This is a genomic window from Geomicrobium sediminis (assembly GCF_016908595.1).
Classification (GTDB): domain Bacteria; phylum Bacillota; class Bacilli; order Bacillales; family Marinococcaceae; genus Geomicrobium_A; species Geomicrobium_A sediminis.
This window is the reverse complement of the sequence record NZ_JAFBEC010000002.1, coordinates 133,002-156,602: the sequence shown is the minus strand read 5'-3', so window position 1 is coordinate 156,602 and position 23,601 is coordinate 133,002. Positions and strand designations below refer to the sequence as shown.

The window sequence follows — 23,601 nt, the reverse complement described above, 5'->3', positions numbered from 1 at the left end:
ATGTTGAATTAGTTACGGATGAACTCTGTAGTCTAATGGAAACTAGGTCGGGGTGAGACGGTGAAAACAAGCGTTCAAAAGCAAAACGTAACGATAAAAGGAACGAAGGACGGAATCATCATACACCTGAATGATCAATGCGGTTATGATGCGATGATTACTGAACTCAAATCGAAATTGACGGAAAACCATTCCGCTTTCGATCCTAATAAAGATGTATCGGTGCGTGTTCATTTAGGTAAGCGATACTTAGAACAAGAGCAGCAGCGTGAAATCCAACAAATCATTGAAGAGTCCGGAGCGATTGTTGTTGATGAGCTAATTAGCGAAGTGATGACAAAAAAAGAAGCTAAAAAGCAACAAGAACAACAAGAATTAACGACATTTACTCGACTCGTACGCTCTGGACAAGTACTTAGGGTGAAAGGTGACTTGCTAATCCTTGGAGATGTGAATCCTGGTGGAGCTGTAGAAGCTGCAGGAGACGTTTACGTTTTAGGTGCATTAAAAGGAATTGCAAGAGCGGGTATTGATGGCAATGAAAACGCGATCGTAGCGGCATCTGTGATGGTGCCGTCTCAAATTACGATTGCCGATCGGTTGTATCTTACCGAAGCCACACGTGCAGAGCGTTCAATAGAAATGAAGAAAACCGAACCGAAGTACGCGTGTATCGAACATCAAGAAGAAGACATTGTTTTTCACGCAATGAGCGGACTTGCTGCTTTTAGACGTGATCGCAAAAATGAAATGGATTAGGAGGATATGCTGTGGGAGAAGCAATTGTTATAACATCCGGGAAAGGCGGCGTTGGCAAAACAACAACGTCAGCAAATATTGGAACAGCATTGGCACTACAAGGAAAACAAGTGTGCCTCCTCGACACAGATATTGGACTACGTAATTTAGATGTTGTGATGGGGCTTGAGAATCGTATTATTTATGACCTTGTGGATGTGCTGGAAGGGAAATGTGAGGTGCGACAAGCGTTAATTCGTGATAAGCGGTTTAATTGCTTGCATTTGTTGCCAGCTGCACAAACGAAAGACAAATCATCGGTCACACCAGAGCAAATGAAACAAGTCGTAGATGAATTAAAGCCAGATTACGATTATTTAATTATTGATTGCCCTGCAGGGATCGAACAAGGGTTTCGCAATGCCATTGCCGGTGCAGATCGAGCGATCGTTGTCACAACACCAGATATTCCTTCTGTTCGAGATGCAGACCGAGTAACTGGCCTTGTTGAACAAGAATTAGATAAGCCGATGCTTATCGTCAACCGGGTTCGTAAAGCTTCTAAAACAAATGAAAGTGAAGATCTACTCGATGTTGATGATGTTGTAGATACACTCTCATTGGATTTATTAGGTGTTGTTTTTGAGGATGAGAATGTTTTGAAGGCTTCTCACCGTGGTGAACCTGTAGCAACTACTCCAAATACTTCTGCTTCTCTTGCGTACCGAAACATCGCAAGAAGAATTCTTGGAGAGTCTGTGCCTTTGTTGTCACAACAACAAAAGTTAGGCTTCTTTGCAAAAATAAAATCACTGTTTGGCTTACGAGCGAACTCATAAATTTTGTCTGCTGGGAACTATTCTCAGCAGATTTTTTTATGGTTGTTTTCAATTAGAGTCATTAAATTCAAGGATTTGCCCCATCAGTTAACATATCTAGCTTCCATCCTTCATACGTTTAATTAAATGTACAAGCGTTAGGAATGGAGGTAAGACATGGGTGATCAATTAGATCGAATTCGAAAAGAGGCAGAAAAGAAAAGAAAAAAAGAAACAACGGTTCAAAAAGCACAAGAACCTAAAAAAAATAATGAAAAAGAGTTACCGCTTTATTCGTATTATCCGAGTCGTGAAGAGATGAATGAGCACGAACCTGAGTTTTATATGTGGCGCAATGAAGAAATTTCAGAAGCGAAACAGAAGAAAAAAGAGAAGGTAAAGCAACGTTTTTTTATTCAATGGGTAGCAGCACTCGGGTTGTTTTTAATTACAGCGATTGTTGTTCAAGCCGACCACCCTTCACTTAACGAAACGAAACAAACGGCTTTATCGCTCTATCAAGATGAGTTTCAATTTGCGGCAGTATCTTCATGGTATGAAGAACAATTTGGTCACCCGCTCGCACTTCTTCCTGCAAACCCGAACGTAACAAATGAAGAGCCTTCATTCGATGGATATGCAATGCCAGCGGCAGGTGAAATTCAAGTAACGGAAACCTTTTCTGAAAATGGGCAAGCCATTGTTGTTGAAACGATGGAAAATGCAGCAGTCACAGCGGTGAGGCCTGGTGTCGTTATACGGGCAGGTGAGAATGAAGGGTTCGGTCAAACGATCGTCATCCAGCATGAAGACGGTACAGAAGCGATGTACGGCTCTCTACAGACGATTGATGTCCATGTTTATGATCACGTTGCGGTTGGAGACTCCATCGGAACCGTATCAAGCGATAACGGCGGTGGCCAGTTTATGTTCGGGTTACGTAGTGATGATGAGTTTATTGACCCGAGTGAAGTGATGACATTTGATTGATGTTTTCAAACGGATTCGCATACACCCACTGTTTTGGGTCGTTATTGGTCTTGGGGTGGCTACGGGTTATTTTCGTGAATTAATCATGCTCTTTAGCATCATTTTCTGTCATGAACTCGGTCATGCGCTCGCTGCAAAGTATTTTGGATGGCGGATTGTAAAAGTGGAATTGCTACCGTTTGGGGGCGTATTAGAAACCGAAGAATATGGCAATCGGCCGTTCCGCGAAGAGTTCATCGTCACCCTTTCTGGACCAGTGCAGCATTTACATCTAATGCTGCTTTCTTACTTTGCCTACTCTTATTTACCGTTTTGGTCCTATGCGGATCATTCGCTTTTTATTTTGCACAACCTTACGATTTTGTTGTTCAATTTATTGCCGATTTTACCTCTTGATGGTGGACGCATGATGCAATTAGCGCTTGCGAAATTCTCACCGTATCGACTCGCATTGAAACAGTCGCTTTACTTGTCTTTAAGTTTTTTAATCGTATGTGCTAGCGTAACAGTGATTTATTTTCCGTTGCATTTACAGTTGTGGTTCGTACTTAGCTTCTTGCTACTAGCAAACGTGTTAGAGTGGAAGCAACAACCGTTTGGTTATCAACGTTTTTTATTGGAACGAGTACGAAAACAACGTTCACCAAAAGGTCAAATCGTTCGTTACGTTTCTCAAAGCATGCCGATTCAAGAAGCGCTAAAACGACTCTATAAAGAAAAGCAAACGATTTACATGATAAAAGAAAAAGGAATACAAATTGAAGAGCACGTTCTGTTGCGCTATTGGTACAATGATTATCGGAGTGAAATGTCGATTGGAGAAGGGATCATTACCCCTTATGATGATTGACAGCAACTCATGGGTATGGTAACATTTTTATGTTGTTTGGAACCCCCAAACTACAACCGCACAGAAGGGGTACGAAGTTCACATTTGCTGAACACCTTGGATGGCGAGTCTTAGAAATCGGGAGGTGCAGTACATGTACGCAATTATTGAAACAGGCGGAAAGCAAATCAAGGTAGAAGAAGGTCAAACGATCTTCATCGAGAAGCTTATTGAAGACGCTGGTGAAACAGTATCGTTTGACCGTGTTATTTTTGTAGGTGGAGACGACACGAAAGTAGGAGCTCCTTACGTTGAAGGCGCGAAAGTAACTGGAACTGTTGAGAAGCAAGGTAAAAACAAGAAGGTTATGATCTACAAGTTTAAGCGTCGTAAAGGATATCGTCGTAAGCAAGGACACCGTCAACCTTACACGAAAGTTAAGATTGACAGCATCACTGTCTAAGTAGAACGATGATTGAATTAACGATTCATCGAAATCATAAAGATCGTACAGTAGTCTCGTTTGAATTAAGTGGTCATGCGAACGCAGCCGAATACGGTGAAGATATCGTTTGTGCTGGTGTCTCTGCTGTAGCAATTGGAGCCGTTAATTCCATTGCAACGCTATGTGACACCCCATTGGACGTTAAGACGGCAGGTGATGAAGGTGGCTACATTTATGCAACTGTTCCATCGACTTGGTCAGGACGAACGTTTGAAGATGGACAACTTCTTCTTGAAGGCATGGTCATTGCGCTTAAAGATATCGAAGCTGCGTACGGGGACTTTATAAATGTTACGGAAATCGTGGGAGGTGCAGACATATGCTAAACATGAACCTACAATTTTTCGCTCAGAAAAAAGGGGTAGGGAGCACGAAGAACGGTCGTGATTCCATTTCAAAACGCCTTGGTACAAAGCGTGGCGATGGCCAACACGTATCAGGCGGCTCAATCCTTGTTCGTCAACGCGGAACAAAGATCTACCCAGGAACGAACGTTGGTAAAGGTGGAGACGATACACTCTTCGCTAAAATCGACGGCGTTGTTAGATTCGAGCGTCTTGGTAAAAAGAAAAAGCAAGTAAGTGTTTATCCTAAAGAAGCATAAGCACTTAAAAAGAACTCCTTAATGGGGTTCTTTTTTTTGTTTTATGGAGAAGTTTAATATGATGGTTTGCTATATTTCTAAATTCTTGTCCTAGCTTTGGTCGTTGCTGAACTAGATATTCTTTGTTCATTAACAATTGAAGTGTTGCTACATAGAGGAAAGAACGATAAATTGCCTGAAACCCGGAATGACCTTTACAAAGCTTTAATGTTTTTTTACATATCATCCATTTCTCCTCAACATCCAATCGCTATAGTAGAGGCTGTAAAGATCAATAAGCCTTGTAGGGGGAAGAGAAACGATGAAAAAGAAAGCTCTATTTGCATTCTCAGGACTTATGCTAACATTTGCACTTGTCGCATGTAACGGTGACGAAGAAAGTAATGAAACGGTTGATGAAGCAGCAAGCGGAGGTAACGACTCTGAGACAGATTCAGAAGCAAGTGCAGCTACTAGCGGTACAGTAACACTTGCAGGGTCAAGCGCAATGCAACCACTCATTGGAGCAGCTGCTGAGATTTACATGGGAGAAGTAAATACAGAAGCAGACATCCAAGTGCAAGCGGGTGGCTCTGGAGCAGGACTAAGTCAAGTTTCTCAAGGACAAGTTGATATTGGAAATTCGGATTTATTTGCTGAAGAAGAAGATAACATCCCACATGAAGACCTTGTTGATCACCGAGTAGCAGTCGTTGGTATGGGAGCTGTTGCGAACCCAGGAGTGGGTGTTGACGATTTAACGCAAGATGAACTGATTGATGTATGGACTGGAGAAGTAACAAACTGGTCTGAAGTTGGTGGAGAAGACGTTGATATTACACTCGTAAACCGCCCAGATTCATCAGGTACGAGAGCGACGTTCGTTGATTATGCATTAGAAGGCGCTGAACCTGCTGAAGGAATCACGGAAGACTCTTCAAACACCGTTCGTCAAATCGTTGCAGATACTGAAGGTGCAATCGGTTATCTTGCCTTCTCTCATATTGACGACAGTGTCGCAGCATTAAGTATTGATGGTGTAGAGCCAAATGCAGAAAATGTTCAAGCTGGAGAGTTCCCAATTTGGGCGTACCAACACTCTTATACAAATGGTGAGCCAGACGGTCTCGTTAAGGAATTTTTAGATTACCTTCTTTCAGAAGAGATTCAAAGCACGTTAATCCCTGAGCAAGGTTACATTTCTGTAACTGAAATGCAAGTTGAACGGGATGCTGAAGGCAACGAAACGCCTGTAGAGTAAAGGTCAAGCAATGGGGTTAAGGTAGAAATTCTGATTAGAACAGGTGGTATATCGTATGGATCAGGGGCGAGCAAGTGAGCGATTACTCACCCAGCGAAAAGGGCAAAAGCGTCAATCAGAACGTAAAGGTAAAATTATCGTTTATACAGCAGCAACGATAACGATTGTTGCAACCCTCGCAGTTACATTCTTTCTAACTCAGCGCGGGTTGCAATCGTTCTTTGTAAGTGGCATTAATCCTTTAGAATTTTTCACATCAGCAAACTGGAATCCTTCAGGCGCTGACCCGAGTTATGGAGCATTAGCATTTATCTTCGGTTCCCTCGCGGTAACCTTATTGTCTGCCATTATCGTTGCACCTTTAGGAATTGGTACGGCAATATTTATGACTGAGATTGCTCCACGTTGGGGTAAGCGTATTTTACAACCGGTAATAGAAATACTCGTAGGAATTCCATCGGTCGTGTACGGCTATATTGGCTTGACCGTACTCGTTCCGTGGATTCGTGATACGTTTGGTGGCTCTGGATATAGTTTAGTCGCTGGGGTTGTTGTTGTATCGGTCATGATTCTTCCGACGGTTACAACATTATCTGCAGATAGCCTTAAAAGCTTACCAGACGGTCTTAGAGATTCCTCTTACGCTCTTGGAGCTACGAGATGGCAAACAATTCGTCGTGTCTTACTACCAGCGGCGATCCCAGGACTACTCACCGCAGTCATTCTAGGGATGGCTCGTGCCATCGGTGAAGCACTGGCGATTCAGATGGTAATCGGAAACACACGAATTATACCTGACTCACTATTAGATCCAGCAGCAACGATGACGACGATTATCACGCTGAACATGGGCCATACAACGTTTGGAAGTGCAGAGAACAATGTGCTTTGGACGCTTGGATTATTGCTCATGGTGATGTCTTATATCCTCGTCTTAACTGTTCGGTATCTGGCTTCAAGGAGGAAAGTGTAATGCAGCGTAGAAAGCTAGCAGACAAAACTGCGACCGTTGTACTGACAATGTTTGCTGCCATCATCGTCATTATTTTAACCGCGTTACTCGGTTACGTATTATCACTTGGAATTCAACAAGTAAACTGGGACTTCTTAACGTCAAAGTCAAGTTCATTTAGAGCAGGCGGGGGAATTCAAGATCAACTGTTCAATTCCTTCTATATCTTGCTTTGGACGATGATTTTCACAATTCCACTCGGTTTAGCAGGTGGAATTTATATGGCCGAATATGCAAAAGACAATCGCATTACGGCATTTATTCGTATCTGTATTGAAACGTTAGCATCGTTACCGTCGATCGTACTCGGAATGTTTGGTTTACTCATTTTCGTTAATGCAACGGGAATGGGGTATAGCATCCTGGCAGGTGCGTTGACATTAACCATCTTCAACTTACCAATTATGATTCGTACGTGTGAAAATGCTTTGCGAGCCGTTCCCCTTGAATTAAAAGAAGGTGGGTTAGCGCTAGGCTATACACACTGGCGCACGATCACAACGGTACTTTTACCGAGTGCATTTCCGTCAATCTTAACAGGTATTATCCTTTCATGTGGTCTCGTATTCGGGGAAGCTGCAGCACTTTTATACAGTGCGGGGATGACGACACCGAAGCTAGATTTTGGAAACTTGAACCCATTTGCTTCAGATTCGCCACTTAACATTATGCGACCAGCTGAAACGTTATCGGTTCACATTTGGAAAGTAAACTCAGAAGGAATTATCCCCGACTTAAGAGATGTTGCTGATGGTGGTGCGGCAGTTTTAGTAACCGTCATTCTCATCTTTAACATTAGTGCTCGGGTATTTGGAAGCTGGCTTCATAAGAAGTTAACGGCAAAATAAGCCTTTAAAGGAGGAAAAGTCATGCAAGCGGTATTGGAACGTGAGTTAGTTGAACAGCAGTGGACACAAGAGCAACAAGAGGTGGACCTATGTCTAGACGTTACGGACCTTTCGATTTTCTACGGCCCGAAACAAGCGGTTAAGAATGTATCCATGCCGATTAAGCGCCATAGTATTACCGCATTAATCGGCCCTTCTGGTTGTGGGAAATCAACGTTTCTTCGTTCAATCAACCGAATGAATGACGGCATTAAAGGTTTTAAGGCTGAAGGAAACATTCTTTATGATGACGTAAATTTATTAGATGCCAATATTGATCCGGTTGCTCTGCGTAAAGAAATTGGAATGGTGTTTCAGCGTCCAAACCCTTTTCCAAATTCAATCTTAAAAAATGTAACGCTTCCGTTAAAAGAACATGGCCTTAAGTCAAAAGCGAAACGAGAAGAATACGCAGAAACGTATTTAAAGCAAGTCGGTTTATGGGATGAAGTGAAAGACCGTCTACATGAATCTGCTCTAAGTTTGTCTGGTGGTCAGCAACAACGACTTTGTATTGCTCGTACACTCGCGATTCAACCATCCGTTCTTCTGCTTGATGAACCAGCGTCAGCATTGGACCCCATTGCAACGGCAAAGATTGAAGAACTTCTCTTAAAGCTAAAAGAAAAGTACACGATTGTGCTCGTGACACACAACTTACAGCAAGCGGCACGAGTCGCTGACGATACGGCGTTCTTTTATCAAGGAGAAATTGTCGAGTTTAGTGATACGAAGACATTTTTCCAAAGCCCGAAAGAAAAGCGTAGTGAAGATTATATTTCTGGTCGTTTTGGCTAAAATCCAGGGGGAATTGCAATGACAACAGGAACGTTACAAGACTTCGCTTATCGAATTGAAGATTTACGTATTTCATATGGAGATCATCAAGTCATTCACGGGATTGATTTAACGATTGAGAAGAACGAAGTGACTGCGTTAATTGGTCCTTCTGGTTGCGGGAAGTCTACATTTTTGAAAGCTTTAAACGGTATGGTACGCACAACATCAAACGCTACGTGGAGCGGTACGATTGAATGGAACGGGAAGAATATGATTCAAGAAAATGTCGATCCACTAGAGTTGCGTCAAAAGGTGGGCATGGTGTTCCAAAAGCCGAAGCCATTCCCGAAGTCGATTTATGAAAATGTCGCTTTTGGACCAAAGATTCATGGTGTGAAGAAAAAAGACATCCCTGAAATCGTTGAGCAAACACTACGAGATGCGTATTTGTTTGATGAAGTAAAGGATCGCTTACACGAATCTGCACTTGGACTCTCAGGTGGACAACAACAGAGGCTATGTATCGCTCGGGCACTTGCGACATCACCCGATATTTTGCTTATGGATGAACCGACATCTGCACTAGATCCTCTTTCTACAATTGCAGTAGAAGAACTCATTCTCAAATTAAAGGAGAAATACACGGTCGTACTCGTCACACATCAAATGGAACAAGCAGCTAGAATATCGGATTCCACCGCTTTTTTCCTTATGGGTGAGCTCATTGAATTTAATCGTACAGACGCGTTATTTCAAAATCCAAAGTCCCAGCAAACGGAAGATTACATTACTGGCCGTTTCGGGTAAAAGGAGAGAATGATATGCAAAGATCAATGTTAGCTGAGAAAGTTGCACATTTGCACCGTGAGTTGCATCAGATGGGAATGGAATCGCTTCAGTCTTTAAAGTCAACGTTAATTGCGATTGATGATGAAGACATGGAGCGTTCCAAGCAAGTGATTGAACAAGATGCGACAATTAATCAATATGAACTTTCAATAAATGATGCAATTGTAGAAGTACTCGTCACGCAACAACCAGTTGCTACTGATTTACGTACGTTAACAGCAATGATGAAAGTGACCGCTGACTATGAACGACTTGGTGATTTATCTGTAGAAATCGCCAAGTCTAATTTACATCGCGCACCGTTTCATTTTAGTGCCTATGAAAAAGGCATTTTGCTTGAAATGGGTGAATATTGTATTGCGATGGCAGAAGAAGCGATGGAAGCCTTCCATGACCTCGATCTTGAAAGAGTTATGCGAATTGAGCAGAGCGACGTCGTAGTAGATGATTTGTATGGCAGAGCGATTCGTGAGTTTATCTTAAATGGTCATGATGAACGTGCAGTGATCCAACTTGCTTACATTGCTCGATCATTGGAACGCATTGGAGACCATTGCACGAACATTGCCGAGCAAGTGATGTACGTGAAAAAAGGTATACACTTTGATTTGAATCGTCCGACAATTGTGTAAAAATGTGGTGTAAAGCAAAAAGGCTTTACAACTAGAGCGTTCTGGAATATAATAAATTCAGAAAATAATGAAAGGGTGAGCACACATGACAACGCTAATGAAGAACAATCAACAATTGAATAAGCAAGTTGCTATGTGTGTGGAATCCGTTCAATCGTAGTATGTGCTAATCGCTTAGTACGTTTAATACCATTGATTACGTATGCTGTGACCTCACGCAGAAATGTTGTGAGGTCTTTTTGTGTTCATTTTGCTTCTAAAAATGTATGTCGAAGCGTACACTCACTTTCGTGTGAAACGTTCATTTGAACGTCTTCATATACAATAACATATGACTTGAAAGGAGGAACCACCCGATGACAAAGAGCTTTATCAAACTGACAATGGGCAAAACAAATGAGGACAGATCGCCGTAGAAAACGAACGTTGAGAGGAGGCGGAGTTAACGATGCGCTTTCATTTATTACTCATTACTGTAACAATTAAGCGACGCTTCTACTCAGAAGACGAAACAAAACGTGCTTACAGAGAACAGAAAATTGAAGAGCAGTTCCAACAACATAAAGATCAGATTTATCGCCGATACTTTATGTAAGAAAGAGCTCCAGATGAACACCGTTGTTCATCTGGAGCTCTTTTCGTGAGAAAAGAATGCGAATAACGTTTATCTATCAACTATCGTTTAGGTAAACCGATATAAGAACTAAGTAGTAATTAGCGCAATGAGGTGAACGGGATGGCTCAACATGAATATTTACATTTATTTATAGAAGAAAGCTTTGAACATTTACAAAATGTGCAACAGCATTTATTGGCACTTGAGCAAGAAGAAGAGGTTATGCTACATATTGAAGAGATCTTCCGCTCTGCGCATACGTTAAAAGGTATGGCAGCGACGATGGAATATAAAACGATTACTGAGCTCACCCACACGATGGAGAATGTTCTTGACGGTTTACGCAAAGAAGAACTATCGTTGCAGCCAGCAATGATCGATGTGTTATTTCAAGCAGCGGATGCTTTAGAAGAAATGGTTCGCGATATTGAACGAGGAGAAGAAAATGATCGCGACGTCTCAACAATCGTCTTGCAGTTAGAACAAATGACAAAGCATCCAACATCTTCAATGGAATCCGCGGCTGTGGCTTCTATGGAGATTGATTATTTTCCATTTGAGAGAACGGTTATTGAACAGGCAGTTACGACGGGGCTGAACGTCTATGAAATTACGGTAACGTTTGAAGCGAGCGCAGTGCTTAAAGCTGTTCGTGCTTTCATGGTCGTCCAAAAGCTTGATGAATACGGCGAAATGGTAAAATCGATCCCGAGTGCTGAAGATATTGAAAACGATCAATTCGATCAGTCAATTACGCTCGTCTATGTGACGGATACTGCAGCTGGAGCGTTGCAAAACGAAGTGGAGCGAATTTCTGAAATTGAGCATGTTTCCATTCAACCTGTACAACTGGGGAAGACGCAACAAAAAGAAGCGCGTAGCAGTCAAAAAGAAAAGAAGCAAGAAGAAAAGGTAGAACTCACAAAGACTGTTCGAATCAATACGGATCGTATGGAGCTATTAATGAATTTGTTTGAGGAGTTTGTAATTGAGCGTGGACAGCTCGAACAAGTGGCACATACAATCGACCATCCAGATTTAACGAGTAGCGTAGATCGGATCAAACGTACATCTTCACAATTACAAGAAGTGATTTTATCGATGCGAATGATGACCGTGGAGCGCGTGTTTAACCGTTTTCCGAGCATGATTCGAAAGTTATCGAAGGAATTAGGGAAAGACGTCGTCATTGATATTTCCGGCCAAGATACTGAACTAGACCGTTCGATTATTGATGAAATTGGTGATCCGCTCGTTCATTTATTAAGAAATGCGATTGATCATGGCATTGAGACACCGGACGTGAGAAAGCAAGTCGATAAACCTGAGAAAGGCCGCGTCACGCTTGAGGCGTATCATCGAGGAAATCACGTCTATATTGATATTAGTGATGACGGTGCTGGAATTAATCGAGAACGTGTCATGAAAAAAGCGATTGAAAACAACTTAATTAGTGAAAGTGATGCAGCTTCTCGTTCTGATTTTGATTTATTTCAATTGTTGTTTGCACCTGGATTTAGTACTGCTAAAGAAGTAACAGATGTCTCAGGACGTGGTGTAGGTTTAGATGTTGTGAAACAGACCTTTGAACAACTAGGCGGTAAAATTATCATTCAAAGTGAAGAAGGCAAAGGTTCTACGTTTTCTATTCAATTGCCATTAACGTTATCGATTATGGACGTACTACTCATTCAGTGTGAAGAGGAGATCTATGGAATTCCGACTTCTCAGCTCATTGAGACCGCTATTGCACCACATGAAGACAAGGTCGTAATGCAAGGACAAGTAATGTTGCAATATCGCGGACAAATCATACCCGTCATTGAGCTAAAAGAAGCGTTTCAAGTTCCTGTACGACCGACGGCTGCTGAAGAAGTCCATTTCGAAGATACATTTACGTCTTATCTGATCGTTAAGCATGATAAAAAAGCAGCTGCAATCGCCGTTGATCAATTTATCGGTCAACAAGATGTTGTCATTAAGCCACTCGGAAAACGATTATCCACTGTACGAGGCATTAGTGGAGCGACAATCTTAGGTAATGGTACGATTGCTTTCATTATTGATGCTGCGCAATTGCTTGAAGAAAGAGGTCGATAAGGTGAAGTTGCTGCAATTTATAATGGGTGGAGAACAATACGTTGTTGATGTGTTAGCCATCCACTCAGTTGAAAAGATTCAAGATATAACGAGAGTACCTAATGCGCCAGAAGGCGTTATTGGAGTGATCAACGTCCGAGGATTGATGACAACAATCGTTGATGTGAGAGGGAATCAGTCAGAGGAAACGAATGCGTATACGAAAGATACTCGAATCGTTTTAATTGAAGATCAAAACGATCCGTTAGGCTTTATCGTCGATCAAACGAGTAATGTGTTTACAATTGAAGATCAGTTGTATCATCAAGCGCTTGAAGCTAATGAACAAGAAGAGAATCGTCAATATAGCTGTGGCGTCATGTACATCCATGAACAATGGTATACGATTTTTGATTATCAATCGTTATTTCGTTCATAGAGTGGTTTTCGGAAAAGAATATCGATGCCAAACGTTGTTAACCAGATGATGAAGAGGACAAAAATAACGAGATAATACTCATCAACGATAATGAGTGTAAGGATGATTACAAGTCCAGTTGCTGCCCAGCTGTTATAAAACCAAAAGTTCGAGATTTTCTTAAACCATAACACGTAGACGACGAGTGAAAGTGCGATTAGATGTGCAGAGATGAGTATGAGTGAGATCGACGCTAAAGGAACGTAATAAAGCGTAATTGTAATTGCTGCTAGTATGTATACGACTAAAAAAAATAATCGGTCTCTCGTTTCCATTAAAAGTCCTCCTTTTTTTCTTTTTTTACCAAATCGTACATATTATTGGTATGAAATCACAAGACTATAAAAAAGTATCTTGTGAAAGGAAGAAGAGATGTGCGGACGATCCATTGGTTATTAGTGATATGTTTAGTATTCGTTCCTTCCGTTGCGTTAGCGGAAACAGATGATGTTCCCCCATTACAAGGAGGAAGCGAAGAAGATGAAAGAGATCCAGATCCGTTAACGTTCACCCAATTAAAACAATCATTCCCTGATTCATTTTACTACATGGGCGACCCGAGTTCACAGCAAATCGCCCTTACATTCGATGACGGTCCTGATCCTAGACATACAACGCAAGTATTAGAAGTGCTTGAAAAGTACGACGTCCCTGCAACGTTTTTCGTGCTAGGATCAAGAGCAGAAGCGTACCCAGAGCTTCTAACTACGATCGATGAACAAGGACACGACATTGGATCACATACGTTTTGGCACCCGAATTTAACGGATGATGAAGAGTCCGATGATTTGATCGGTCAACTTGATTGGGAATTAACTCAGACCGAGGAAGTTATTGATGAGATTGTTGGTTATCGCCCGCGCCTCTTCCGTGCACCATATGGAGGTTTGAACATCGAGTTGATGGAACGCCTCGTCGCATTGGACAATGTTGCCATCGGTTGGGATGCCGATTCTAATGATTGGCGACAAATCCCAGCCGAAGAGATTGTGGAGATCTTAAGAGAAGAGATTTCACCTGGTAGCATCGTGCTCATGCATGACGGTGGCAACTGGGATCAGACGATTACATCAGCACAGGCGTTAGACATATTGATTCCTGAACTACAATCAGATGGCTATGAGTTCGTAACCATTTCTGATATGCTTGATATTGACCGAGCAAAATAATCGTTTAAACCGAATGCGTGTGACGTATTCGGTTTTCCATGTGATTATAGGGAAAATCGGTCGTATACGGACGCTTTTAAATCGTGTATGATGTAGAAATGAAAGTTGTTTTCAGGGGATGAAGATATGAAACCATATCAAAGTTACGAAAAGCAATACGACATCAATATGATGTTCGTTCTGTTTATTTTTGCTGTATTAAGTTGCTTGTACATTTATTTGGCTTCAGGTAATACAACGACAGTCGTAATGCAAGCAATCTTTTTTGTAGTTGCTTTTGCGATAGCGATTGTTGTGATGCATTTTGACTTTGAATATTATTTGAACTTGCACTGGGTTTTTTATGGATTTGGTTTATTTCTGTTAATTGTTCTCGCACTCTCGCCAGAATGGCTAGCACCTGAGCGACAAGGAGCGACGCGTTGGTTTAACTTACGAGTTATTAACTTGCAACCCTCAGAATTTATGAAAGTCTTCATCATCGTAACGTTAAGTGCGATCGTTTACAAACATAACAATGAATGGACACCGAAGGAATTAAAGTCAGATCTGTGGCTACTAGCTAAAATGGGACTCGTTATTCTTCCACCAATTCTGTTGTTGCAACAGCAACCAGATATGGGAATGGTCATGATGATGCTCGCCATTACTGTCGGTTTGACGCTCGTATCAGGAATGAGTTATAAACTCCTCGGCCTACTATACGGAATTCCAGCTGCTATTGGTGCGTCGTTCGTTATTGCTTATTTCCGCTTTCCGGATTTCGTGCAGACGTATTTCTTCGACCATATTGCACCGTATCAAGTGAATCGTTTTCACGGTTGGTTAAGGCCATTAGAGAATCCAGATCAAGGCTATCAAGTTGCTCAGGCAATGACGGCTATCGGTTCAGGTGGGTTAACGGGAGATAATGAACATAATGTTTACGTTCCTGAGGCGCATACGGACTTTATTTTCTCGATTGTCGGACGAGAAACAGGCTTTTTAGGGTCTGCACTCGTCATTACGATGTTTTTTATTCTTTTCTACCAGATTATGATGACAGCGATTCGTACCCATCATAGTTTTGGAACGTATTTATGCTCAGGAGTCATTGCGTTATTTACGTTTCAAGTGTTTCAAAACATCGGGATGAATGTTGGTATTTTGCCAGTTACTGGGTTTACATTACCGTTCATGAGTTATGGTGGTAGTTCATTGCTTAGCTCAATGCTCGCGATCGGGATTGTACTCGGTGTTCGGTATCATTCAAAAAGCTATGTATTTGAGGAAAAATAAATCCCTTGACCGGATGACGGTCAAGGGATTTTCTTTAGGCTTTATGGTTGTGGATTTGAATTTGGATCTGGCTCGTTATTGACAGTAACTCGTGGTTTGCGCGCTAAACACATAATTCCTGCAATGATTAATAATACTGACTGAATCAATGTCGTACCGAGTGTGAGTAGTAACATTCCGCCACCTGCAACGAGTAAAAGAATACCTGCTGTTTTGGCGTTATTCGTAATCTTAATAGCTCCAATAATGCCAAGGACAGTTCCGACAATCATAACAATGACTGCGAACCATGTAATTCCGACAAACGTACTGCCCATCATGCCGAGCATATCGGCAGCCATTTGTGCGTCTTCACCAGTAACCGCTGGATCGTTTTGAAGTTCATTCATTAATTCCTGCTCAAAGTCGCCACCTAAGCTAGATAGACTAATTGCTGCAAATCCTAATACGATGACCATTAAAATATTAATGACGTTACCAATCCAACTGAGTATTTTTTCCCCTGTTCGTTTCAACTTCCATCACCTTTCTTATGTTCGAGGTAAAGATTCTATCTTCTATACCCGTAATCCATACATGTAAAAACATATGTATCCAAATAGTATACTATGTTTATAAATCGAAAAGCAGAAACTAAACAAATTTGTAATATGAGGTTTAAGGATGTGCGTAAACGTAAACATATAAAGTAGAACAGCGTTTAACAACACATTAACCGGAGGCGAATTAACGATGGCAGATAAAGTATTTACAACGAGCGCAACAGCAGTAGGTGGACGTGAAGGACAAGTTAAATCCGATAACGGTGTAATTGAAGTCCAGTTGTCGATGCCTAAAGGTGACGATATCCCAAGTGATGCATCAAATCCTGAGCAATTGTTCGCATCAGGTTATGCGTCTTGCTTTGATGGTGCTTTAAATTTAATGGCTAGTAAAAGCAAAGAAGAAATCGAATCTGAAACGAAAGCTGAAGTGAGCTTATTAAAAGACCCACATGATGGTGGATTTCAACTAGGCGTTGCTTTGCACGTGTCCATTAAAGGCGTGGATCAATCGAAAGCCGAAGAACTCGTAGAAAAGGCTCATGAATTTTGCCCGTATTCGAAAGCGACAAGAGGCAATGTCGATGTTTCATTACACGTTAAAGCTCAATAAATCAACGAAAAAGTACAAGTGGACAACGTCTGCTTGTACTTTTTTCGTTGTTTTTACCTGAATCCTACTTTAGTATCGATGACTTATGAAGGGATTTCAGTTATTATAAGTTTAAGTATAAACAGGTTCGAAAGTAGACATTCTAAATATGTACAAACCCACTGCATTTCATTGAAGTGCTCTGTAAGGGAGGGGTTCTTATTTCTATGAGTACGATTGCAAAAGAGTCCGTCTGGTTGTTAGAGTCGTTAAGGTTAAACACCGTACGTAAACCTGATATAGAATGCAACATCTGCGGCAAACCAATTGAGCGTCATTATTTGAAGCTAGGGACGAGGCGTGGCTGTTACTACTGCTTGTTGAAATTTCTCAACCATACGAAGTTTGATAACTACCGTATGAAAGTAAAGAATGACCCAGCGAATCCAGGAATTGATACGGTTTTACTCATGGCGGATTTACGCTTTATCATTCAGAAACGTTCCATTGCGAGTCTTGTTAAGGATGATAGAAAAAAAGAAGATGATCATGTATTACATGATCTCGTAGAGACATATAAATCTCAGTAACTGTTTGAAGAGCACAGGCTTATGAAGTTGTCATAAGCGTGTGTTTTTGTTCGTTATTGTTGGAAAGGAAGTTCACGATGATTCAGAGCATTGAACAATTTGTTCATACATTTGCAAGGCCCGAGACGATTCAACGTGCGAAAACGTATCATCGCCAAGGAAATGTGCGCAAATTATTAAGTGATCGAAAAGGCGAGTGGAAAGCGGTCGTACTCGGGCATGAGATTTATGATGTTCATTTTACGATTGAAAATGACTTACCAAAAACATATTCATGTACATGTCCTGCATATGAAGCTTATCCAGGCTTGTGCAAACATTTAATTGCTTGTTTGTATGAATATGAAAACAGGCTAGCTCCAGCGAAAGAAGCACTTCCAAAAGAACAAAAAGGAGAACGAGACGTTAATCGTTTGATTGATTCTTTTGCTGATTTGTTTGAAGTAGAAGCAACCACTGAAAAGGAAGAGTTGTTGATCGAGTACGTCGTACACGTGCATCCTGCAAAAATGTTTGTCGGATCTGGTTTTGTCGAAATTGAATTAAAGGTCGGCATCGATCGTACGTACGTCGTTTTTGATTTGCTTAAATGGTTAGAAGTGCTCGAAGAACAGCGAACGTATTTCTTTACGAAAAACTTTTCATATAATCCTGATGAACATAAGCTCTCAGACGAAGATCAAGAAAAAATGGACCTTTTATTAACGATTGTCCGAATGAGAGAAGATGATGTGAGCTTTCGTGGAGAAAGACGCTTGTTCGTTCCTGGTCCCGCCTTTTCCTCGTTACTATCAAATATCAATACAACGCAACTTTCACTCGTCATTCACCAAAATACGATGCCAATTAAACACATTCATTTCCCTGACGAACGGAATACGCCTCTACAAATTTCTGTCATGAAGACGGACTCTGGGGGAATGTTGCTTCATTGGACAAATATGGAGACGAGTTACTATTTCGGAAGCGATTATCGAGCCATTCTTACAGAAGATACGTTGTATATCTTGTCTGAGGAACAAAACCTCGTCTTTGTGAAGTTCTTTCACCGGATGCAAAGAGAAGAAGGGAAACTGCACATTCCACACCGTTTGTTTGAGCAGTTTTATTCGTACGTGTTGTTACAGCTAAAGAAAGTTGCAAAGGTTGTTATTGAGCCTGAAGTCGAACAAAAAATTCAGCAACACGACTTGAAAGCGACATTGTATGTGGATGAAGTGAACGAGCAACTGAATGCCAAGCTGTATTTCAGCTACGGAGAGCACACCTTTAATCCACATGAAGAGCAAGTCACAAACGATGATTATTATCAAATTCGCGATATAAAACAAGAAAATCAAGTGATGGCAGCAATCGAACAAGTTCCTTTCACGTACAATGAGCGAGGATTAACGATTCGTGGAGAAGATGAAATGGCGCATTTTTTGTTATTTGATTTAAATGAGCTTGCTAAATCGATGGACATCAATGTGAGTGAAAATGTGCAGGAGCGTATTTACACGCCAGCTGAGATGCCGACGGTTGAAGTGAATTACAATCAACAACATGATTGGTTAGATATTAACTTCCAGTTCTCTGGCTTAGATGAGGAGGAAAGCATCAGCCTCCTCAAAGCGATGCGTGAAAAGCGCTCTTTTGTACAACTGAACAACGGACAATACGTCAACTTAACGCGTGATGAATTGAAAAACATGAGTGATGTTCTCAATCAACTCGGTCGCGAACATGTGGAGTCGACATCCGTTCAGGCGCCACTATACCATGCATTTCAATTAAATGAAGAAGCAGCTGTTACGATCTCAGATAAAGTGAGCCGTTGCATTCAAGATATCGAATCACCGAAAGATTTGAACGTGACAGTACCTACTAATTTAGAGACGATTATGCGTGACTACCAAAAAACCGGTTTTCAATGGATGACGGCTTTATCAAAGTATGGATTTGGTGGCATACTCGCAGATGATATGGGGTTAGGGAAGACGATCCAGACAATCGCTTATTTGGCAAAGCAGTATGAAGGACGACGAGAGGGGAAATCATTAATTATTTCTCCTGCTTCGCTCGTTTACAATTGGCAAAGGGAGATTGAGCGTTTTGCTCCCCAACTTGATGTTGTCATTATTGATGGAAACAAAGAAGAGCGAAAGAAAAAACTCACAAAAGATGCGCAGTTGTTCATTACATCGTATCCTTTAATGCAACGTGATGAAGAATTGTATGCTCCAGTCGTTTTTGATCATTTAGTACTTGATGAAGCACAGCACTTAAAAAATGAACAAGCGAAAACGACGAAAGTCGTACGTTCGTTGCGAAAACGACAAGCGTTTGCGTTAAGTGGAACGCCAGTAGAGAACAAAAAGGAAGAACTCTATTCGATCTTCTCAATCGTGATGCCAGAGTTATTCGATTCGAAGCGGAAGTTCTCAGATTTAGATAACCGTGCTGTTCATCGACGAATCAAGCCGTTTTTATTACGAAGATTAAAGACAGAAGTATTAAAAGAGCTACCGGAAAAACAAGAGATTATTCAATACACCGAACTGAGTGAGCTTCAAAAGCAACTGTACGTCACTCAAGTTGAGCAAATTTCGTCACACTTATCGAGGGCAGTGAAAGAAAATGCTTTCCAAGAGGAACGTTTTCACATTCTTGCCGGGTTAACGAAGCTCCGGCAAATTTGTTGTCACCCAGGACTTGTCATGCAAGAAGAAGGTGGCAGATCAGGGAAGCTTGACTTTTTACTTGATTATGTAGAACAAGGGATCGCTTCAGGCAAACGTATGGTCATCTTTTCGCAGTTTACGTCAATGCTTGCAATCATTAGAAAGCAGTTTGATGAACGCAAGTTTGGTTATCATTATTTAGATGGCAGTACACCTGTTGCGGACCGTTTATCGTTGACACAACAATTTAATGAAGGAGAGCACTCGCTGTTTCTCATTTCATTAAAAGCCGGTGGGACGGGGTTAAACTTAACTGGTGGCGATACAGTAATTTTATACGATCTGTGGTGGAATCCTGCTGTTGAAGAACAAGCTGCGGACCGTGTTCATCGCTTTGGTCAGACAAAGCAAGTGGATATCGTTCGACTTGTCACTACCGGAACCATTGAAGAGAAAATTGCGGCACTTCAACAAGATAAGAAATCATTGATTGATGATTTGATTCAACCAGGTGAAACGTTAATTCAATCGATGAATCCTGAGGAGTTACACCAATTAATTTCTTTTAACTAGACGGTGGCTTCAATGCACAACGGAATTTGTGTGCATTGAAGTGATGCATGACAGACGCAGGTCATTAGACTGATGGAAGTAAGGAAGTTACTCATTTGTGAGCAGTTGTAGTGAGAATGAATGACCTTAAGCGCGTAATAGATCGAGAGAGTTCCTTTAAATGAGCCTAAAGAACGTGAGATGTTATTCATCTCACGTTCTTTTTTAATGTTAATTGAAAGTTTTTCTCAATTACTCATTGACCTCATTTCAAAACATAGTATAATCAGAAGTGGCACTGTTGATAATGAATCTCATTTGCATCAGCACCCAACCTTAGTGAAGAGCGAGGAGGGGCGATTAAAGTGCTGTAGCCATTTTGATCAGACACCTTGATGAAGATTAAGTACTTAATACCTGCACTCATTTTACTATCGATCATTTCCTTGTTTGTCGGTGTGCAAGATTTGTCGATCTGGAACATACACAATTTCACCGAAGAGCAATGGGAAACACTATTAATCAGCCGATTACCAAGGCTACTAGCAATTATTATCGTTGGTGTGAGTTTAAGTGTTGCTGGACTGATTATGCAACAACTAACACAGAATAAGTTCGTATCACCAACAACTGCCGGAACGCTTGACTGGGCAAGACTGGGAATCCTCGTCGCCATTATTGCGTTCGCTGGTGCGAGTACGATGGAGAGATTATTCGTTGCATTTCTCTTTGCACTAGGCGGTACATTCTTGTTCATGAGAATACTTGAACGGATTCGTTATAAAAACGTCATTTTCGTACCACTTGTTGGGTTAATGCTCGGAAGTGTCGTAAATGCTGTAACGACGTTCTTCGCTTACCAGTATGACCTTATTCAAAGTTTAAATTCTTGGATGCAAGGAAGTTTCTCACTCGTGCTACGCGGGAACTTTGAGATTCTTTATATTGGAATTCCACTTGTGATCATTGCATTTATCTTTGCGAACCGGTTTACGGTTGCAGGGATGGGTAGGGATTTCTCACAAAGCTTAGGATTAAATTATAAGCAGATTATGAACATAGGCTTACTTATTGTTGCAGTCATTACAGCAGCCGTTGTCGTTACAATTGGTTCAATACCATTTCTTGGACTTATTATTCCGAACATCGTTTCGATTATGAGAGGCGATAATCTACGAAACAGTTTGCCACATACGGCACTGTTTGGGGCGATCTTCTTACTTATATGCGACATTCTTGGCCGTGTGCTCATCTATCCTTATGAGATTCCGATCGGTTTGATGGTCGGAGTGATTGGAAGCGCACTCTTCCTATACTTGCTGTTAAGGAGAAAGTCGTATGCAACGTAAGACTAAATGGATTTTTATCACACTCATTGTATTGTCAATTAGCCTAATCGCGACGTTTCTATTTATCGGTTTAACACCTGCTGGATGGGATTATGCGTTACCGAGACGTGGTCGAAGTGTTGCGGCGATTATCATCGTCGGTTCAGCCATTGCCTTTTCAACGTTAATCTTCCAGACGATCACGAATAATCGAATCTTAACACCGAGCATCATCGGTTTGGATTCTTTATATATGTTGATACAAACAGCACTTGTGTTTTTCTTTGGTACACTTGGACTTGTCTTTTTCTCTCAAGAAGCGAACTTCTTAATGTCCATTGTGTTCATGGTATTGTTCGCATTACTATTGTACGCGTTGCTCTTTAGAGGAGAGCAACAGAACATCTACTTCTTATTACTCGTAGGAATTGTATTTGGTACACTGTTTGGAAGTCTCTCAACGTTTATGCAAGTGCTCATCGATCCAAATGAGTTCCAATCGATTCAAAACCGGATGTTTGCAAGCTTTAGTAACATCAACGTTGATTTGTTATGGTTATCAATCATCATATTGTTGCTAACATTACTATACGTATTTCCTTACTTGAAATATTTAGATACACTCGCACTCGGTCGAGATCACGCTGTGAACTTAGGGATTCCATATGACAAAGTCATTCGACGTTTTCTTATCGTCATTGCGATCATGGTTTCTGTCTCAACAGCGCTAGTTGGACCGATTATGTTCTTAGGTCTACTCGTCGTAAACGTGGCAAGAGAGATGCTGCCAACGTTTAGGCACTCAACACTTGCAATCGGATCAATTCTCGTAAGTGTTGTTGCACTTGTAGGTGGAACGTTACTCGTAGAGCGTGTCTTTGCTTTTTCCGCTCCGTTAAGTGTGTTCATTAACTTCATCGGCGGCGCATACTTTATTTACTTACTTCTAAGGGGGACGAAAAACTAATGGCTCTTAACATGCTAGAACGTCAAAAGTCACAATTCGAAACGGGCGACATTGCCCTTGAAGTGAAAAACGTCTCAAAGTCATTTGATGGAAAGAAAGTAGTAAAAGATGTATCCATTGGCGTTAGAAAAGGTTCAATTACGTCTTTTATCGGACCAAACGGTGCCGGGAAAAGTACGCTTATTTCAATGATGAGTCGCTTAATGAGTCATGATTCGGGCGAAGTTCTCGTCGAGGGAAAGCCAATTAAAAGTTATAAAAGCGATGAGCTTGCCAAAAAGGTATCAATCTTAAAGCAAGCAAATAACATTAATATCCGTCTGACAGTACGTGAGCTCGTAAGTTTTGGGCGCTTTCCACACTCTCGCAATCGCTTGTCGAAAGCCGATTGGGGATACGTTGATAACGCCATTGACTATATGGAGCTTCGCGATATGCAAGACAAATACTTAGACCAACTAAGTGGTGGTCAAAAGCAGCGAGCGTTTATAGCCATGGTTTTAGCTCAAGACACGGACTATATCATTTTAGATGAGCCATTGAATAACCTTGATATGAAACATTCTGTCTCAATTATGAAGACGTTACGTAAGCTTTGTGATGATTTAGGGAAAACGATTCTAATCGTTGTGCACGACATTAACTTTGCGTCTTGCTATTCTGATGACATTATTGCGATGAAAGATGGCGAGTTAGCGGCACAAGGGCACTGCCATGAAATTATTAATCCAACAACATTAAAGAAGATTTACGACATGGACATTGGGATCGAAGAAGTAAATTGCAACAAGATTTGTGTGTACTTTACGTAAATGAAGTGACCAACTTGTAGGGGGTGGGGCCTGGGGCGCTCTTAGAAACAC

General features: G+C 41.3%; 26 protein-coding genes and 1 other annotated feature. Of the genes, 24 read left to right on the top strand and 2 right to left on the bottom strand.

The annotated features are described in order from the left end of the window. Positions 1-60: 60 nt before the first annotated feature. The 16 genes from minC to JOD17_RS03615 all read left to right on the top strand — a co-directional run bounded on the left by minC (position 61) and on the right by JOD17_RS03615 (position 13,018). Complete coding sequence (minC, locus tag JOD17_RS03690; protein ID WP_042419379.1) at positions 61-759, top strand: septum site-determining protein MinC; 699 nt, start codon at positions 61-63, stop codon at positions 757-759. Positions 760-770: 11 nt separating this feature from the next. Beyond that, on the top strand, positions 771-1,577 hold the full coding sequence (gene minD / locus JOD17_RS03685; protein WP_204695762.1) for a septum site-determining protein MinD: 807 nt from the start codon (positions 771-773) through the stop codon (positions 1,575-1,577). A gap of 156 nt (positions 1,578-1,733) precedes the next feature. Then, the gene (locus tag JOD17_RS03680; RefSeq protein WP_204695761.1) at positions 1,734-2,546 is read left to right on the top strand and encodes a M23 family metallopeptidase; all 813 of its coding nucleotides are present in this window, start codon (positions 1,734-1,736) and stop codon (positions 2,544-2,546) included. Next, the gene (locus JOD17_RS03675) at positions 2,539-3,396 is read left to right on the top strand and encodes a M50 family metallopeptidase (RefSeq protein ID WP_204695760.1); all 858 of its coding nucleotides are present in this window, start codon (positions 2,539-2,541) and stop codon (positions 3,394-3,396) included. The genes JOD17_RS03680 and JOD17_RS03675 overlap by 8 nt, the downstream gene beginning before the upstream one ends. Before the next feature lie 44 nt (positions 3,397-3,440). Beyond that, positions 3,441-3,517 (top strand) — a sequence feature (ribosomal protein L21 leader region). 12 nt (positions 3,518-3,529) lie between these two features. Then, positions 3,530-3,838: a 50S ribosomal protein L21 gene (gene rplU / locus JOD17_RS03670; protein WP_042419384.1), complete on the top strand. Its 309-nt coding sequence runs from the start codon at positions 3,530-3,532 to the stop codon at positions 3,836-3,838. Positions 3,839-3,846: 8 nt separating this feature from the next. Next, positions 3,847-4,206, top strand: a complete 360-nt coding sequence (locus JOD17_RS03665) for a ribosomal-processing cysteine protease Prp (RefSeq protein ID WP_204695759.1) — start codon at positions 3,847-3,849, stop codon at positions 4,204-4,206. Beyond that, positions 4,200-4,484, top strand: a complete 285-nt coding sequence (gene rpmA, locus JOD17_RS03660) for a 50S ribosomal protein L27 (RefSeq protein ID WP_204695758.1) — start codon at positions 4,200-4,202, stop codon at positions 4,482-4,484. Before JOD17_RS03665 ends, rpmA begins: the two co-directional genes overlap by 7 nt. A gap of 301 nt (positions 4,485-4,785) precedes the next feature. Beyond that, positions 4,786-5,724, top strand: a complete 939-nt coding sequence (locus JOD17_RS03655; RefSeq protein ID WP_204695757.1) for a phosphate ABC transporter substrate-binding protein — start codon at positions 4,786-4,788, stop codon at positions 5,722-5,724. A 43-nt stretch (positions 5,725-5,767) separates the two neighbouring features. After that, positions 5,768-6,697, top strand: a complete 930-nt coding sequence (gene pstC, locus JOD17_RS03650) for a phosphate ABC transporter permease subunit PstC (protein WP_042419389.1) — start codon at positions 5,768-5,770, stop codon at positions 6,695-6,697. Beyond that, positions 6,697-7,584, top strand: a complete 888-nt coding sequence (gene pstA, locus JOD17_RS03645) for a phosphate ABC transporter permease PstA (protein WP_204695756.1) — start codon at positions 6,697-6,699, stop codon at positions 7,582-7,584. Before pstC ends, pstA begins: the two co-directional genes overlap by 1 nt. 21 nt (positions 7,585-7,605) lie before the next feature. Continuing rightward, on the top strand, positions 7,606-8,421 hold the full coding sequence (pstB, locus tag JOD17_RS03640; protein ID WP_204695755.1) for a phosphate ABC transporter ATP-binding protein PstB: 816 nt from the start codon (positions 7,606-7,608) through the stop codon (positions 8,419-8,421). Between the two features lie 12 nt (positions 8,422-8,433). Then, positions 8,434-9,210: a phosphate ABC transporter ATP-binding protein PstB gene (pstB, locus tag JOD17_RS03635; RefSeq protein WP_420827928.1), complete on the top strand. Its 777-nt coding sequence runs from the start codon at positions 8,434-8,436 to the stop codon at positions 9,208-9,210. A gap of 14 nt (positions 9,211-9,224) precedes the next feature. Then, positions 9,225-9,884, top strand: a complete 660-nt coding sequence (phoU, locus tag JOD17_RS03630) for a phosphate signaling complex protein PhoU (RefSeq protein ID WP_204695753.1) — start codon at positions 9,225-9,227, stop codon at positions 9,882-9,884. 448 nt (positions 9,885-10,332) lie between these two features. Next, positions 10,333-10,479: a YrzI family small protein gene (locus JOD17_RS03625; protein WP_169961746.1), complete on the top strand. Its 147-nt coding sequence runs from the start codon at positions 10,333-10,335 to the stop codon at positions 10,477-10,479. 141 nt (positions 10,480-10,620) lie between these two features. Continuing rightward, positions 10,621-12,600 carry a chemotaxis protein CheA gene (locus tag JOD17_RS03620; RefSeq protein WP_204695752.1) on the top strand — a complete coding sequence of 660 codons (1,980 nt, stop codon included), beginning with the start codon at positions 10,621-10,623 and terminating at the stop codon, positions 12,598-12,600. Position 12,601: 1 nt separating this feature from the next. Then, positions 12,602-13,018, top strand: a complete 417-nt coding sequence (locus tag JOD17_RS03615; protein WP_204695751.1) for a chemotaxis protein CheW — start codon at positions 12,602-12,604, stop codon at positions 13,016-13,018. On the opposite strand, the gene JOD17_RS03610 is transcribed toward JOD17_RS03615, so the two are convergent. After that, positions 12,997-13,332: a hypothetical protein gene (locus tag JOD17_RS03610; RefSeq protein WP_204695750.1), complete on the bottom strand. Its 336-nt coding sequence runs from the start codon at positions 13,330-13,332 to the stop codon at positions 12,997-12,999. The two genes, JOD17_RS03615 and JOD17_RS03610, sit on opposite strands and share 22 nt — an antisense overlap. Before the next feature lie 99 nt (positions 13,333-13,431). Between JOD17_RS03610 and JOD17_RS03605 the strand changes: the two genes are divergently transcribed. Continuing rightward, positions 13,432-14,226, top strand: coding sequence for a polysaccharide deacetylase family protein (locus tag JOD17_RS03605; protein WP_204695749.1), 795 nt, complete (start codon positions 13,432-13,434; stop codon positions 14,224-14,226). Between the two features lie 126 nt (positions 14,227-14,352). Then, positions 14,353-15,504 (top strand): FtsW/RodA/SpoVE family cell cycle protein, encoded by a 1,152-nt coding sequence (locus JOD17_RS03600; RefSeq protein ID WP_204695748.1) that lies wholly within the window; start codon positions 14,353-14,355, stop codon positions 15,502-15,504. A gap of 41 nt (positions 15,505-15,545) precedes the next feature. On the opposite strand, the gene JOD17_RS03595 is transcribed toward JOD17_RS03600, so the two are convergent. After that, positions 15,546-16,019: a DUF4064 domain-containing protein gene (locus tag JOD17_RS03595; protein WP_204695747.1), complete on the bottom strand. Its 474-nt coding sequence runs from the start codon at positions 16,017-16,019 to the stop codon at positions 15,546-15,548. 217 nt (positions 16,020-16,236) lie between these two features. Between JOD17_RS03595 and JOD17_RS03590 the strand changes: the two genes are divergently transcribed. The 6 genes from JOD17_RS03590 (at position 16,237) to JOD17_RS03565 (ending at position 23,550) form a co-directional block, all read left to right on the top strand. Continuing rightward, complete coding sequence (locus JOD17_RS03590) at positions 16,237-16,659, top strand: organic hydroperoxide resistance protein (protein WP_204695746.1); 423 nt, start codon at positions 16,237-16,239, stop codon at positions 16,657-16,659. Between the two features lie 206 nt (positions 16,660-16,865). Further along, entirely contained in the window at positions 16,866-17,228 is a 363-nt protein-coding gene (locus JOD17_RS03585) for a hypothetical protein (protein WP_042419410.1), read from the top strand. Between the two features lie 77 nt (positions 17,229-17,305). Continuing rightward, positions 17,306-20,464 carry an SNF2 helicase associated domain-containing protein gene (locus JOD17_RS03580; protein WP_204695745.1) on the top strand — a complete coding sequence of 1,053 codons (3,159 nt, stop codon included), beginning with the start codon at positions 17,306-17,308 and terminating at the stop codon, positions 20,462-20,464. A 374-nt stretch (positions 20,465-20,838) separates the two neighbouring features. Further along, a complete protein-coding gene (locus tag JOD17_RS03575; protein WP_204695744.1) occupies positions 20,839-21,792 on the top strand; it encodes an ABC transporter permease in 954 nt (317 codons plus the stop codon). Then, positions 21,782-22,738, top strand: a complete 957-nt coding sequence (locus JOD17_RS03570) for an iron chelate uptake ABC transporter family permease subunit (protein WP_204695743.1) — start codon at positions 21,782-21,784, stop codon at positions 22,736-22,738. Before JOD17_RS03575 ends, JOD17_RS03570 begins: the two co-directional genes overlap by 11 nt. Beyond that, entirely contained in the window at positions 22,738-23,550 is an 813-nt protein-coding gene (locus JOD17_RS03565; protein ID WP_239575204.1) for an iron ABC transporter ATP-binding protein, read from the top strand. Before JOD17_RS03570 ends, JOD17_RS03565 begins: the two co-directional genes overlap by 1 nt. The last annotated feature ends 51 nt before the right edge of the window (positions 23,551-23,601 follow it).

Excerpts from the sequence above, each read along its gene's own strand:
- JOD17_RS03680 (WP_204695761.1), top strand. The coding sequence starts at position 1,734 with ATGGGTGATCAATTAGATCGAATTCGAAAAGAGGCAGAAAAGAAAAGA.
- rplU (WP_042419384.1), top strand. The coding sequence starts at position 3,530 with ATGTACGCAATTATTGAAACAGGCGGAAAGCAAATCAAGGTAGAAGAA.
- JOD17_RS03665 (WP_204695759.1), top strand. The coding sequence starts at position 3,847 with ATGATTGAATTAACGATTCATCGAAATCATAAAGATCGTACAGTAGTC.
- rpmA (WP_204695758.1), top strand. The coding sequence starts at position 4,200 with ATGCTAAACATGAACCTACAATTTTTCGCTCAGAAAAAAGGGGTAGGG.
- JOD17_RS03655 (WP_204695757.1), top strand. The coding sequence starts at position 4,786 with ATGAAAAAGAAAGCTCTATTTGCATTCTCAGGACTTATGCTAACATTT.
- pstA (WP_204695756.1), top strand. The coding sequence starts at position 6,697 with ATGCAGCGTAGAAAGCTAGCAGACAAAACTGCGACCGTTGTACTGACA.
- pstB (WP_204695755.1), top strand. The coding sequence starts at position 7,606 with ATGCAAGCGGTATTGGAACGTGAGTTAGTTGAACAGCAGTGGACACAA.
- phoU (WP_204695753.1), top strand. The coding sequence starts at position 9,225 with ATGCAAAGATCAATGTTAGCTGAGAAAGTTGCACATTTGCACCGTGAG.
- JOD17_RS03625 (WP_169961746.1), top strand. The coding sequence starts at position 10,333 with ATGCGCTTTCATTTATTACTCATTACTGTAACAATTAAGCGACGCTTC.
- JOD17_RS03620 (WP_204695752.1), top strand. The coding sequence starts at position 10,621 with ATGGCTCAACATGAATATTTACATTTATTTATAGAAGAAAGCTTTGAA.
- JOD17_RS03610 (WP_204695750.1), bottom strand. The coding sequence starts at position 13,332 with ATGGAAACGAGAGACCGATTATTTTTTTTAGTCGTATACATACTAGCA.
- JOD17_RS03600 (WP_204695748.1), top strand. The coding sequence starts at position 14,353 with ATGAAACCATATCAAAGTTACGAAAAGCAATACGACATCAATATGATG.
- JOD17_RS03590 (WP_204695746.1), top strand. The coding sequence starts at position 16,237 with ATGGCAGATAAAGTATTTACAACGAGCGCAACAGCAGTAGGTGGACGT.
- JOD17_RS03585 (WP_042419410.1), top strand. The coding sequence starts at position 16,866 with ATGAGTACGATTGCAAAAGAGTCCGTCTGGTTGTTAGAGTCGTTAAGG.
- JOD17_RS03580 (WP_204695745.1), top strand. The coding sequence starts at position 17,306 with ATGATTCAGAGCATTGAACAATTTGTTCATACATTTGCAAGGCCCGAG.
- JOD17_RS03575 (WP_204695744.1), top strand. The coding sequence starts at position 20,839 with ATGAAGATTAAGTACTTAATACCTGCACTCATTTTACTATCGATCATT.
- JOD17_RS03570 (WP_204695743.1), top strand. The coding sequence starts at position 21,782 with ATGCAACGTAAGACTAAATGGATTTTTATCACACTCATTGTATTGTCA.
- JOD17_RS03565 (WP_239575204.1), top strand. The coding sequence starts at position 22,738 with ATGGCTCTTAACATGCTAGAACGTCAAAAGTCACAATTCGAAACGGGC.